Source organism: Trichothermofontia sp. (assembly GCF_053493415.1).
Genome location: NZ_JBRCAD010000026.1, coordinates 19,256 through 31,846 on the forward strand (window position 1 = coordinate 19,256; position 12,591 = coordinate 31,846).

Here is a 12,591-nt window from a genome sequence, read left to right on the forward strand (position 1 = left end):
CCCCTAGCCTATGGCGATGGCCAGTGGTTATAACCCGTCTAATTCGCAACCCTAAGCCGTGCACCGTAACACCATGCGCAAACGAAGGCCCTTCCCCATGTCCCAGTTTCCTAATCCTGCTGCGTCCTTGCGTGTATTTATCAGCACGGGGGAGGTGTCTGGCGACCTCCAGGGTGCCCTATTGGTAACCGCCCTGCGGCAACAAGCAGCAGCCAGGGGGGGTGAAATCGAGATTCTGGCAACGGGAGGCGAACGGATGGCCCAAGCGGGAGCAAAGCTGTTAGCCAACACCAGCGCAATCGGCTCGGTGGGTATTCTGGAATCCCTGCCCTTTGTATTACCGACCCTGCGCGCTCAACGTCGGGTTCTGGCTACGCTTCAGGAATCCCCACCCGACGTGGTGGTGTTGATCGACTACTTGGGGCCGAATTTGGGCATGGGTCGGGCGATCCGGAAACACTTTCCAGGCGTTCCAATCGCCTACTACATTGCCCCCCAAGAATGGGTCTGGTCCCTAGGGGATGGCAATACCACCACCATTGTTAACTTCACCGATCGCCTCCTAGCCGTCTTCCCAGAAGAAGCCCGCTACTACGAACGCAAGGGAGCCAACGTCACCTGGGTGGGGCATCCCCTCCTCGATCGCCTGTCCAGTTTTCCCAGCCGCGCCGCCGCCCGTGCTGAACTAGGCATTGCCGATGATCACCCCCTGATTGCCCTCCTCCCCGCCTCCCGTCCCCAGGAAGTGCGCTATTTGCTACCCGTGATGTTTGCTGCCGCCCAACAGGTGCAGTCCGCCCTGAACGAAACACCCGGCCATCCCTCTTCTCCCGGCTCCCGGCTCCCTTCTCCCTTCTCCTCTCCCCTTTTCTGGATACCCCTATCCTTAGAACGCTACCGTCCGGCCATCGAAGCCGCGATCGCCCAGTATGGTCTCCGGGCCACGGTACGATCGGGCCAAACGGAAACAATCCTGGCGGCGGCGGATCTAGCGATTACCAAGTCGGGAACGGTCAACCTGGAGTTAGCTCTGCTAGAGGTGCCCCAGGTGGTGTTGTACCGGGTTAGTCCGGTGACAGCGTGGGTAGCACGTCATCTGTTGCGGTTTTCAATTCCCTTTATGTCGCCGCCGAATTTAGTGGAAATGAAACCGATCGTGCCGGAATTCCTCCAGGATCAGGCCACGCCTGACGCGATCGCCCAGGCAAGCCTTGATTTACTGCTCAACCCGGAACGCCGACAACAGATGCAGGCCGACTATCGGCAACTGCGATCGGCGCTGGGGGAAGGGGGCGTGTGCGATCGGGTTGCCCAAGTGATTTGGGATCTGGCGACAACCTAGCCCCGTGCCCTCGGAAAATCATGGCCATAGGCTTCCACACAGCGAACAAAGATCTCGACGCCCATACTGAGGACACTTTCGTCAAAGTCAAAGCGGGGATGATGGTGGGGATAGGTGAGACCCTGTTCCAGGTTGGCCGACCCTAAAAAGAAATAACAGCCTGGGACCGCTTGCAGGAAAAAGGCCATGTCTTCAGCCGCCATTGTCTGGCACTCCGGCACCACACCCGCCTCGGTTTCCACCACTTGCGCCGCCACCGATCGCACCAGATCAGCGATTTGGGCATCATTGATCAGGGGTGGATACTGATCCCAATAGGTGAGGTCATAGCTCGCACCGTGGCACTGGCAGACCCCCTTCATGATGCTGTCGATCCGCTGATGGAAAAACCCCTCAAAGGCGGGGTTAAAGTACCGAATCGTACCGCTGATATGGGCTGAATCGGCAATGACATTGTGGGCACTCCCGGCATGAAATTCCCCGATCGTGACCACCGCCGATTCTAGGGGATTGACATTACGGGCAACGATCGTTTGTAGAGCATTGATAATCTGGGCACCAACGACGATGGCATCAATTGTTTGGTGAGGGATAGCCCCATGTCCCCCCTTCCCCTTAATCGTGCAGTGGAAGGTTTCGACCCCAGCCATTTGGGCACCGGCCCGTACCCCAACCGTGCCCAAGGGCAGGTTATTCCACAGGTGCAAACCAATAATATTGTCCACATGGGGATTTTCCAGCACCCCCGCCTCAATCATGGGTTTCGCCCCCCCAGGTCCCTCCTCAGCCGGTTGGAAAATGAATTTCACAGTACCCGCAAAGTCAGCCCGGTGTTGCGCTAGGTAATAGGCCGCCCCTAGGGCGATCGCCATGTGACCATCATGGCCGCAGGCGTGCATCACCCCCTCCCGTTGGGAGCGATAGGGCACCTCGTTTAGTTCCTGGATGGGCAAACCATCCATATCGGCCCGGATGGCGAGAACCGGTCCGGGTTGACTACCGGCGATCGTGGCGACAATCCCCGTTTTAGCAATTCCCGTTTGGTGCTCAATGCCCCAGGCTTCCAGGCAGTGGGCAATCAACGCAGCCGTTTGCTCCTCGCGAAATCCGAGTTCAGGGTATTGGTGCAGTTGGCGTCGCCAGGTAACCAGTTGCGGCTGCAACTCGCGAATGGCAGGCCGGATCTGGGTCGCGACGTGTGGTGCGATTCGCATTGCGTTCGCGGAGCCTCCCGCAAGCAGTGTCCCTGCGGGCATCGGTATAGCAGATAAAGACATAGTTGTTAATGGTCAAGTTTGATCGATAAATGGCCTTGGCATGGATCTTGGCCATACCCACCCTGGTATCTCCCCTAATAGCTATCTTGCTCATTGTTGGTAGCAGATCGCAACTGGGCCATCGTTTTTTGCGCGAGGTCAGTGGTTGCGGCCAAGCGGACGGCAGACCGGGGATGGCGGACGGATAACGAGGTATCCGTGGGTTCGGTGTGGGTGAATCGCCCAATGCTATGGTGTTAGAGACTGAGACAGATGGCAAACCTGTGACCGATACTGAACTCGCTAAGCGCCTCCAGGGCATTAACTTGTATCTAATTGGGATGATGGGGGCTGGTAAAAGTACCGTGGGGCACCTGCTTGCCCAGCATCTCGAATACCGTTTTTTTGATACCGATATTCTGATTGAGCGCGTGAAACAGCAGCCCATCACAGAAATCTTCCAGCAGGAGGGGGAAGCCAGTTTCCGGGCGCTAGAAACCCAAGTTTTGGCCCAGTTAAGCGCCTATACGCGATCGGTGGTGGCGACGGGCGGTGGCATTGTCCTAGCGCAGCACAACTGGAGCTATCTTCAGGGAGGCCTGGTAATTTGGCTGGATGTGCCGATCGCCGAATTAGCCCAACGCCTGGAAGCGGACACAACCCGGCCTTTGCTCACCAATGGCACTAATCCCGTGGCTAAGCTGCAAAGCCTTTTCGAGGCGCGATCGCACCTCTACGCCCAAGCGGATTTGCACATTCCCATCACGCCACCAGCGACCCCGGAGGCGATCGCTGCTCACGTCCTAGCCCAAATCCCCACGGTCCTCAAACCCCTCGAGTAGATCGACCGTCGCCACCATCGACTAGGGGGAAGGCTTGTCTGGCGACCCGGCCCCCCGCCCTCGCGCCGTGCGTACCCACTGGGATTGGGGACGAATCAAAAAGGCCACGTACAGCGGAATTTTCCAGAGGATATAGAGTGGAATCGCGAGCAATAGCGTCAACGAAACCTGATCGCGGGCAAATCCCAACCAGGCCATTAAGATAGCCAGGGTCAGCATCCCCCCCGCGATCGCTAGGCCCAGGGTGGGTAGCCCACCCATAATGCCCAGGCCCCGCGTCCCAACAGCCAAGATAAAAGCCCCCAACCAAAGCAACACTAACAGGGAGAGGGGGGGCACACTCAGATCCAACGCCAGGGCTAAGAGATCGAGTCGTCGTTGACGTAGGGCTTCCCGTACAAGCCGAGGCACCTGCTGACGGATCGTTTGTAGGTGCCCATGTTCCCAACGGGTGCGTTGACTGGTGGCAGCGCGTTGCTGCTGGGGGAGGATACTGGTGACCCTAGCCTGGGGACAAAATTGGGGTGGATAGCCAGCGATCGCCGCGTCTACAGAAAGTTGCATATCTTCCACAAGGTGATCACCCACCCATGCAACCTGCTGAAGAACGGCCCACGGAAAGCCCATCCCCGTCCCCGTCAGAACGCAGGGTAGGCCCAATCGCCGTAGGCCCAGGGGTCGCACCCAATTTTTCACGGTAAATGCCAGGGCGGAAATACTGTCCTTAGGACTGGGTTCGGGGGGGGGAGCCATTAAGTATCGCGCTTGCACCGGACACCCCGTCATCATTGCCTGCTGGGCGATTGCCGCCAAGCCGCCCGGCGCGACCCAACAGTCCGCATCCACAATAATCACCACATCTGGCGGCTGGGGCGCTAACAACTGGAGGCCATGCTGGAGGGCATACCCCTTGCCCCGTTGCTCCGCATTGAACCGCTCAGTAACCATAACCCCGGTGGAGCGCGCGATCGCGGCGGTCTCATCTTCACAATTATCAGCAATCACGACCAGACGATCCGGCGGGGTGAGTTGAGGACCTAAAGCCCGTAAAGTGGACTCGATCCCCAAGGCTTCATTGTGGGCCGGGATCAAAACCGCGATCGTGGGGGGGGGATCTAACCCGGCCTCTGACTGGGGTTTCTGGCTAGGAAACAGCGCCAGTAAGCATTCCAGCAAAAGAACCGTAATGGGAATCAGGAGGACGATCGCCAACGCGCCGAGCAGCAATGTGAGGGTGAGGGAAACCAAGTGCATAGGGCAGCCGGAATTGGGAACAGCAACGTTTACAGTGACGGATTAAAAGTTTGTAGTGACGACTTTAGTCGTCAAAGCAGCCGTATCTAGACTTTGCCAACAGCTTCTTAAGCATGGCTCAGGAAGCACGAGCCTGACCAGCCAGGATCGGTCGATCGTCCAGTGACCTGATGATCCAGAACTAGGATGCAAAGAGTTGGGCTAACCGACTGGCGGCGATCGCGGTATCGTGCTGTTGCTTCACCACCTGGGAACCCGCTTTGCCCATATCTCCCAAGCGAGCGGTGGGCAGGGTAAGGGCCTGCTGCATGGCCGCAACCAGATCCGGAACCGAACCGGCTGGGACCAGCCAACCATTAACACTAGGGATAACCAATTCCGGAATCCCGGCAATATAGGTACTGATCACGGGACGACCGAGGGCCAAAGCTTCCATAATCACCACGGGTAAACCTTCGGCAAAGCTAGGAAGCACTAGAGCGCGTGCGGCGAGTAGGGCTGCCTGCACCTGATCCCCACTGGCCCAACCCGTAATATGCAGGCGATCGTCCAGCCGATACTGGCTAATTAAGTCGGTTAATTCCGACCGTAATGGCCCATCTCCGACCAGGGTTAGTTGGAAATCAACCCCCGCTTGCGCAAGTTGCTGGGCAGCATACACCAACAATAACTGCCCCTTCTGTTCGCACAGACGGCCAACACAAACGAGGTGGGGGCGATCGGGAATCGGCGTTGGCGTCGCCGTAAGAAATTGTTGATCTACCCCACAGTGAACCACCTGAATTTTGGACCACTGTTCATAGGGACACCACCGATACAGTTGACTGCGGCCAAAGGAACTGACTGCCACCACAAATCGTGCCTGAGCAATTTTAAGCGTCAGCGATAAGCTCACGGGCTTATCAAACTCCTCCGGGCCATGTACCGTAAAACTATAGGGAGGTCCCCCCAATGCCTGACACAGGAGGGCGACGGTGGTTGAGTTCGTACCAAAGTGGGCGTGAACATGGGTAATCTGGTCTGCTTGGAACCAACGCAGCAGAACACACGCTTCAGCTAGATAAATGAGGTGGTATAAAACATTTTTTTCGGCCCGTTGGCTCAGTTTTAAGGCCAGAATTAGGGCTTGGAGGTAGCGATGGGGACGTGACAGTACCACCCTGAAACAATGGATCAATAGCCCGATCATGCCCACGCTTAACACCACTTTGGTTTTGGCTAATTCAGCCACATCCGCCGGATCAACCAACGTTTCTTGACAGGGACGAATCGTAAAGCGACTGACTCGAATACCCGTCGCTTCCAGACTCAGAATTTCCCGCCGAATAAAGCTATGGCTAACCTTCGGATATTGATTAATGAGATAGGCGATCGTCATGATTTAGGCATGGAGACTGGCAAGATCAGCCCCTAGCCAACCGTAAAAGGCTTGCTGCTGGGCGGGGGTAGGGTTATCAACGGCCACAATTTGGTATTGTTTAGGCTGGGGGTTGGCCAGAATCGCAGTTGTCGTATAAAGTTCATCCTGCTGAAATACCGTGAGTTGAATGGCTGTCCCAGGGGCGTATTGCTTGAGCCGTTCCCCCCATTTTTCCACTGTTACCCGTATCCCATTGAGGGCAAGTAATTCATCACCCGGGTTGAGACCCGCTTGCTCAGCCGGTGATCCGACTTCAACGGTTTGAATCTTCTCCTTACCTGCCTCGGATTTGAGGGTAATCCCCAGGTAAGGTTCCGCGTTCATTTCTACCTGTAAACGCAGGCCAAAGGGTTGGAGATACTCATCAAACGGTAGTTCTACGGTGCCATCGATAAAGTCCGCAAAGAAGCGATCGAGGGGCACCCCAGCCACGGATTCAATCACGGCTTGTAATTCCTCTGGGGTATACCCAATCTCCAGTTGTCCAAAGGTTTGCCACAGTTGGCGCAGCACATCATCCAGCGATCGCTGGTTATTATGGCGCGATCGAATCAAGAGATCCAACAACAGCGTCACCAGTTCCCCTTTGAGATAATAGGAAACCCGACAATTGGCGCTATTGGCATCGGGGCGATAAAGCTTAATCCAGGTGTCAAAACTCGATTCGCTCAGGGGTTGCACCCGGCGGCCTGGGGTTTGCTGCAACCGAGTGATGTCTTTGCTGTAGGCCGCAAGGCAGGTCTTGGCATTGTAGAGGCCCGCCCGCACGGGAAGCAGAATATCGTAGTAGCTCGTGGTGCCTTCCGCGAACCAGAGGGAGGGGGTATAGTTCTCTGCCGTGTAGTCAAAGGTTTCCAGTGCCTTGGGGCGGATGCGCTTGACGTTCCACAGGTGGAAAAATTCATGGGCCACCAGTTGTAGGAAGCGATTGTACTCATCCTGGGGTTGGAAGCCAAAGCGGGGATAAATCAGCGAACAGGCGTTTTTATGCTCTAAGCCTCCGTAGCTATTGGCCGATAGATGGAGCAGGAACAGATAGCGATCGTAGGGCAGGCCCCCAAATAGATCAGCTTCCACCTGGATAATCTTGGCCATATCGGCCTGGATGTGTTCAGGATTGCTATTGCCCAGATCCCCCCAGATGACCAAATCGTGAGGTTTACCGAGAACGGTGAAGGTTTGGTGTTGATGGGGGCCAATCTCAAAGGGGCTGTCCACGAGGGTGTCAAAATCCGGGGCGATAAAGGTATTCACCCGATCGCTGTCCGGGGGGAGGGGGGTTGCGACCCGCCAGGTGGGATGGGGGGGGACGATCGTCACCGCGATCGGTGTTTTTTCCCAGCCAGGACTGTAGAAGAAGAGGGCCGCCCCGTTGAAATAACCGTGGGTGCGATCGAGGTGATTGGTCCGCACGGTCAGGTCATTGGCAAATACACGATAGCGAACCCGCACCCCCGCTGCCGGTGTCGTCGTGATGCGCCAGTGATTTTTGCTGACTTTTTGCCACGGGAGAGGCGTACCCTCCTCCGTGGCCGCCGTCAATTCCTGCACATGGCGGGCATATTCCCGGATCAAGTAGGAACCGGGTGTCCATACCGGCATGACGAGATCGAGTGTTGTTTGCGACCAGTGCGCTAAATGCAACTCAACCTCAAACAGGTGCGATTGGGGTTGGGGCATTGCCACCTGATAGGACCAGGTGCGGGCCGGTGGGGTCGAAGCTGGAGCGGGATGGACAGTAGCTTGAGTCACAATCAGCAACAGGGAAAGGGGTCATACCCCGTGATCGTATCAAGATCCCGGTTCAATTGCCGTACACAAATCTTGACCGGGGCGCTGGGGAATTCAAAATTCAAAATTCAAAATCTGAGGAGTGGCTCAAGGGGGCTGACTGGCGAGACGCCTACCCCACAGCCTTGAAGAGACCCCGATTTAGGGTGAGAGGGGGAAGCTCCCCAGAACTGGGCAGGACAGATACCGAAAATCCGTAATAATGGAGGCGGTTCTTGAAGGATGTTCAGGATACTGGGTTATGCCTAGGCATCCGTCCCCATCCGTGTACCTGTGTATCTGTAATAAGTATCTGGGAGTAGCCCCGATCGGTGTGAGGCCCACTGGCAAAGAGGAGACTATGGACGATTTACCCCAATTGAATGGATTAGCGACGGTTGTACTGTTAGTCAACGGCCAGCCGATTACGATCGCAATCAATGGCAACGAGGCCCCGATTACCGCCGGTAACTATGTCGATCTGGTGGAGCGGGGTATCTACGACGGTGTGATGTTCCACCGCGTTGTACGGGAACCGACGCCGTTTGTCGTCCAGGGGGGTGATCCGCGCAGCCAAGACCCCAGTATTCCCGCCAACCAGTTGGGTACGGGCGGATTCATCGATCCTGCAACAGGCCAGCGCCGCAATATTCCCCTAGAAATTAAGCCCGTTGGTGCAGATGCCCCCATCTATGGCCAAACCTTTGCCGCCGCCGGGATCACCGCCCCCCCCGTTCTGCCCCACACCCAGGGCGCTGTCGCGATGGCCCGTGCCGTCCTCCCGGATTCCGGGTCGTCCCAATTTTACTTTGCCCTCCAAGATCTCCCCGCTTTGGATGGGAGTTACGCTGTATTTGGTTATGTTACTTCGGGTTTTGAGGTGGTCAATCGCGTGCAACAGGGCGATCGCATTCAGGTCGCCCGGATCACCGATGGCATTATCCCCGGTCGCGAGTCGGCCTTGCTAGATGCGGGACGGCTTAATACCTTTACCAATGCCATGAACCGGACTGCCGTGTTGGGGGGTGGCCCTAATTTCACCCAGGGGGAGGATAGCCTGACGCTGACCCCGGCCAGTGATGCTAACCTGCGGGGTGCCCGTGCCCTGAATGGGAATGATCTGGTCACTGGTTCCAGTGGGAATGATGTGGTCCAGGGAAACCAGGGCAATGACACCCTCACCGGGTTGGGAGGCGATGACTTCCTACGCGGCGGCAAGGGGAATGATCTCCTCCTCGGTGGCGAAGGCAATGACACGCTCATCGGCGATCGTGGCACAGATACGCTGACGGGGGGACCGGGCAATGACACCTTTATCTTCCGGGTTGAAGCCACCAATGGGCCGGCTATTACCCTAGCCGATCAGGTAACGGATTTTGGCAGCGGTGATCGGATCGCGATCGCGGGGGATTTGGGCCTCAGTGACCTGCGCTTCCAGCAGGTGGGCAGTGATGCGGTAATTGCCCTGGCATCGGGGGATATTTTGGGTGTGATTCTCGGCAGTAGTCCAGCCAGTGTCCAGGCGGCCACCACGGTTATTCCTTTGAGTGATTCGATCCTCGATATCGGCTAGGTCAAGACGTTGTCGTCTGCACCCAGCGAAATGTGAGGTTGAGGCGGGGGCCGATGGCCTTCGCCGTTTTGGGAACCGCATGTTGCCAATAGTGCTGGGTGGCCCCGGCCATGATCAGTAGACTGCCGTGGGACAGCCATAGTTTAACCTTGGCATCAGAGCGCGATCGATGGCGTAGACAAAAACGACGACTGGCGCCCAAGCTCAGGGAAGCAATGACCGGATTCACCCCCAACTCTGGCTCATCATCACTGTGCCAACCCATACTGTCCTGCCCATCCCGATAGTAGTTCAGCAAGACGCTGTTAAAGGGGGCAGCAGCTAGGGCCTCAACCTGGGTTTTCAGCGATATCAGCGTTTCGGTCCAGGGAAGAGGATGTAACAATAGACCCGAATAGCGATAGGTTTTACCGGTATCACCGTACCAGGCAATCAACCGAGGTTGCTGATAGCGTTTGCCGAAGAGGGTAATCGATTCCTGCCGCCAGGGCGTCTTGGCCAACAGACAGTTGAAGGCACGATCGGCCGCCGCTGCGGGCAGACAGGGCGCATAGAGGGATAACTTCCCATCCGGGATAGCCATCTGGGTCAGTTGGGACGGGGGAGCAAACAAACTATCTGGCTCCAGTGGGGGGAATGGCTGCATGGTAATGGGGAGCGTTGGGGTGAGGAGGGGTAGAACCGGCGGGGAAATCTGAGCGCACGATCGCCCAGGTTCGTTAAACTAGGGTAGGCAGAATCATACCGCTACCAGAAAACCATTACCAGAAAACAGCCGCCGTTCAGTGTCTCTATATCTGTTTAGTTGCAAAATGGCCTCCCATTCTAGCAAGCATGATTAAGAGGCTACTCCTAATTAATATAGGAGGGGGCAGTTAACATACCCCAAGCAACGAGACAACATGGGTTGTGAGCGCAAAACTTATATTTTTCTAGGTGCTTAAGGTTTAATAAAAATGGTGGCCACCTAGGTCATGGGAGTAACGTTTATTGATCACGGATAAACGATTAATCACGGATAATGGGACACCCTTAAAACAAGGATCAGATTGAATGTTAACTAAAACCCGATCGCTCAAAATTCCCCTCCGGCTGTTCCTTGTCATCCCCTTTATCTTACAAGTAACAGCAATCGTCGGATTGATCGGCTACCTCTCCTTTCGTAACGGTCAGCAGGCTGTCAACAACATTGCTGCCCAGCTTCGCCAGGAATTAGCTGTGCGAATTCAGCAAAAGCTAACTGAATTCTTAGCGGTCCCTCCCCTCATTCTAAAACTAACTTTGAATGATATTGAGTTAGGCAACCTGGATGTCAATGATTTTGATCAACTCAAGCAGTATTTTCTCCAGCAGCAGCAAATTTTTGATCATGTCGTTACCTTCTATGGTAGTGAAGCCGAGGAGTTTATTGGGGTGGGTGAGATGCAACCCAACTCCTTACAAATGATGCGATCGGGGCGATCGACCAACAATATCATTCGCTTCTATACCCTTGATTCCCAGGGAAATCCCTTGAAATTAGTCCAGGAGACACCCAACTTTATTATTAAAGAACGTCCCTGATACCCTGCGGCATTGAAGGCTGGTAAACCGGTTTGGGGGGAAATTTTTACCTATCATGCCTATCCCCAGGTCACCCTGCCCTCTAGTGTTCCGGTTTGGGATGCGAACGGTCAGCTTATGGGGGTTTTGGGAAACAATATCTTTTTGACGAGTATCAGTGACTTTTTGCGCACCCTAGAAGTGGGGAAAACGGGGCAAACCTTCATTATTGACGATGCCGGGTTCATTGTCGCCAGTTCTACCCTACCCCAACCCTTCACGGTGCAAGATGGGAAAGCCCAACGGATTGCAGCGGCAGAAGCCCCCGATCCCTTACTCAGGTCCAGTACAGAATATCTCCTCGCCCACTTCCAAGATCTCAATCACATTCAGACCCCCCAACAACTGGATTTCACCCTCGCTGGTCAGCGTCAATTTCTCCAAGTGATGCCCTTCAGGGACAATCAGGGGTCGTCGTGGCTGATTGTAATTGTGGTGCCAGAAGCGGATTTTATGGCCGAAATTAACCGCAATACCCAACGCACGATCGGCCTTTGTGTTTTAGCCCTCGGAGGAGCCATTGCGTTAGGGGTGGTCACCTCTGGTTTGATTGTGAGGCCGATCCAACGCCTCGATCGCGCTTCCCAAGCGATCGCGACCGGACAATTAGAGCAAACTGTTCAAATACAGGGCATTCAGGAACTCGAATCCCTCGCCCAGTCCTTTAATCAGATGTCCAAGCAACTGCAATCCTTCTTTGAGGAGCTAGAGGATCGGGTTGAGCAACGGACCTATGAGCTACGCAAAGCTAAGGAATCAGCAGAGGTAGCTAACCATGCCAAAAGCCAGTTTCTAGCCAACATGAGCCATGAGCTGCGCACCCCCTTGAATGCCATTATTGGCTTTTCCCAGATCATGGGCCGAGATCCAGCACTATCCGAAGAGCAAAAGGAAAATATCAGCATTGTCCAGCGCAGTAGTCTGGGGCTGTTGGATCTGATCAATGACATTTTAGATATGTCTAAAATCGAAGCAGGTCAGCTTGCCTTGCATTGCACTGTCTTCGATCTCCATGATTTGATCGACACCCTGGAAACCATGTTTCGTCTGCGGGCGGATCTCAAGGGTTTGCATCTCCAGTTTGAGCGGGATCAGGAGTTGCCACAATTTGTGGAAACCGATGCGAAAAAATTACGCCAGGTACTCATCAACCTCCTGGGTAATGCGATTAAATTTACCCAATCGGGGCAAGTCAAGCTTCATGCCCAATGGGTCGCCATGCCCCCGGACGATCGCGCCCCTGTGCCAACGGCGATCGCGGCTTCCCCCAACTCCCGCTTTTTGGGCAAGCTCCGGTTTACCATCCGGGACACCGGGCCAGGGATTGCCCCGGGCGATTTACAGCGTATTTTTGATCCCTTCACCCAAACCGAAGCAGGCAGTCGCCAGGAAGGGACAGGGTTAGGCTTGACCATCAGTCGTCAGTTTGTAGCGTTACTAGGGGGCCAGATCCAGGTAGAGAGCGCGATCGGGGTTGGTTCCACATTTGGGTTTGACCTGTGGGCCAACCAGACCCCTGCCCCCGCTGACCC

General features: G+C 55.4%; 10 protein-coding genes. 5 read left to right on the forward strand and 5 right to left on the reverse strand.

From position 1 onward, the window contains the following. The first annotated feature begins 97 nt into the window (after nt 1–97). Nucleotides 98–1,342 carry a lipid-A-disaccharide synthase gene (gene lpxB, locus ACWIUF_RS02745; protein ID WP_448570657.1) on the forward strand — a complete coding sequence of 415 codons (1,245 nt, stop codon included), beginning with the start codon at nt 98–100 and terminating at the stop codon, nt 1,340–1,342. Here lpxB and ACWIUF_RS02750 read toward each other — a convergent pair. Next, nucleotides 1,339–2,556, reverse strand: a complete 1,218-nt coding sequence (locus tag ACWIUF_RS02750; protein ID WP_448570658.1) for a M20 metallopeptidase family protein — start codon at nt 2,554–2,556, stop codon at nt 1,339–1,341. The genes lpxB and ACWIUF_RS02750 overlap by 4 nt on opposite strands. Before the next feature lie 293 nt (nt 2,557–2,849). Between ACWIUF_RS02750 and ACWIUF_RS02755 the strand changes: the two genes are divergently transcribed. Beyond that, nucleotides 2,850–3,440, forward strand: coding sequence for a shikimate kinase (locus ACWIUF_RS02755; protein WP_448570659.1), 591 nt, complete (start codon nt 2,850–2,852; stop codon nt 3,438–3,440). A 21-nt stretch (nt 3,441–3,461) separates the two neighbouring features. Here the strand turns inward: ACWIUF_RS02755 and ACWIUF_RS02760 are convergent, their stop codons facing one another. The 3 genes from ACWIUF_RS02760 to ACWIUF_RS02770 all read right to left on the reverse strand — a co-directional run bounded on the left by ACWIUF_RS02760 (nt 3,462) and on the right by ACWIUF_RS02770 (nt 7,866). Further along, the gene (locus ACWIUF_RS02760; protein WP_448570660.1) at nt 3,462–4,694 is read right to left on the reverse strand and encodes a glycosyltransferase family 2 protein; all 1,233 of its coding nucleotides are present in this window, start codon (nt 4,692–4,694) and stop codon (nt 3,462–3,464) included. Nucleotides 4,695–4,875: 181 nt separating this feature from the next. Then, nucleotides 4,876–6,072 (reverse strand): glycosyltransferase family 4 protein, encoded by a 1,197-nt coding sequence (locus ACWIUF_RS02765; protein ID WP_448570662.1) that lies wholly within the window; start codon nt 6,070–6,072, stop codon nt 4,876–4,878. Between the two features lie 3 nt (nt 6,073–6,075). Further along, entirely contained in the window at nt 6,076–7,866 is a 1,791-nt protein-coding gene (locus tag ACWIUF_RS02770; RefSeq protein WP_448570663.1) for a M61 family metallopeptidase, read from the reverse strand. Between the two features lie 379 nt (nt 7,867–8,245). Here ACWIUF_RS02770 and ACWIUF_RS02775 point away from each other — a divergent pair, with 379 nt between their 5' ends. Beyond that, nucleotides 8,246–9,457 carry a peptidylprolyl isomerase gene (locus tag ACWIUF_RS02775; protein ID WP_448570664.1) on the forward strand — a complete coding sequence of 404 codons (1,212 nt, stop codon included), beginning with the start codon at nt 8,246–8,248 and terminating at the stop codon, nt 9,455–9,457. A 1-nt stretch (nt 9,458) separates the two neighbouring features. Here the strand turns inward: ACWIUF_RS02775 and ACWIUF_RS02780 are convergent, their stop codons facing one another. Then, the gene (locus ACWIUF_RS02780; protein ID WP_448570666.1) at nt 9,459–10,103 is read right to left on the reverse strand and encodes an alpha-ketoglutarate-dependent dioxygenase AlkB family protein; all 645 of its coding nucleotides are present in this window, start codon (nt 10,101–10,103) and stop codon (nt 9,459–9,461) included. A 407-nt stretch (nt 10,104–10,510) separates the two neighbouring features. Between ACWIUF_RS02780 and ACWIUF_RS02785 the strand changes: the two genes are divergently transcribed. Together ACWIUF_RS02785 and ACWIUF_RS02790 are read left to right on the forward strand one after the other, a co-directional pair. Next, on the forward strand, nt 10,511–11,020 hold the full coding sequence (locus ACWIUF_RS02785) for a hypothetical protein (RefSeq protein WP_448570667.1): 510 nt from the start codon (nt 10,511–10,513) through the stop codon (nt 11,018–11,020). 12 nt (nt 11,021–11,032) lie between these two features. Then, nucleotides 11,033–12,591 (forward strand): ATP-binding protein (locus tag ACWIUF_RS02790; RefSeq protein ID WP_448570668.1); only part of this gene is annotated, 1,559 nt, incomplete at its 3' end.

Coding starts and splice junctions, on each gene's coding strand:
- ACWIUF_RS02760 (WP_448570660.1), bottom strand. CDS start 4,694: ATGCACTTGGTTTCCCTCACCCTCACATTGCTGCTCGGCGCGTTGGCG.
- ACWIUF_RS02750 (WP_448570658.1), bottom strand. CDS start 2,556: ATGCGAATCGCACCACACGTCGCGACCCAGATCCGGCCTGCCATTCGC.
- ACWIUF_RS02755 (WP_448570659.1), top strand. CDS start 2,850: ATGGTGTTAGAGACTGAGACAGATGGCAAACCTGTGACCGATACTGAA.
- ACWIUF_RS02785 (WP_448570667.1), top strand. CDS start 10,511: ATGTTAACTAAAACCCGATCGCTCAAAATTCCCCTCCGGCTGTTCCTT.
- ACWIUF_RS02775 (WP_448570664.1), top strand. CDS start 8,246: ATGGACGATTTACCCCAATTGAATGGATTAGCGACGGTTGTACTGTTA.
- ACWIUF_RS02765 (WP_448570662.1), bottom strand. CDS start 6,072: ATGACGATCGCCTATCTCATTAATCAATATCCGAAGGTTAGCCATAGC.
- lpxB (WP_448570657.1), top strand. CDS start 98: ATGTCCCAGTTTCCTAATCCTGCTGCGTCCTTGCGTGTATTTATCAGC.
- ACWIUF_RS02780 (WP_448570666.1), bottom strand. CDS start 10,103: ATGCAGCCATTCCCCCCACTGGAGCCAGATAGTTTGTTTGCTCCCCCG.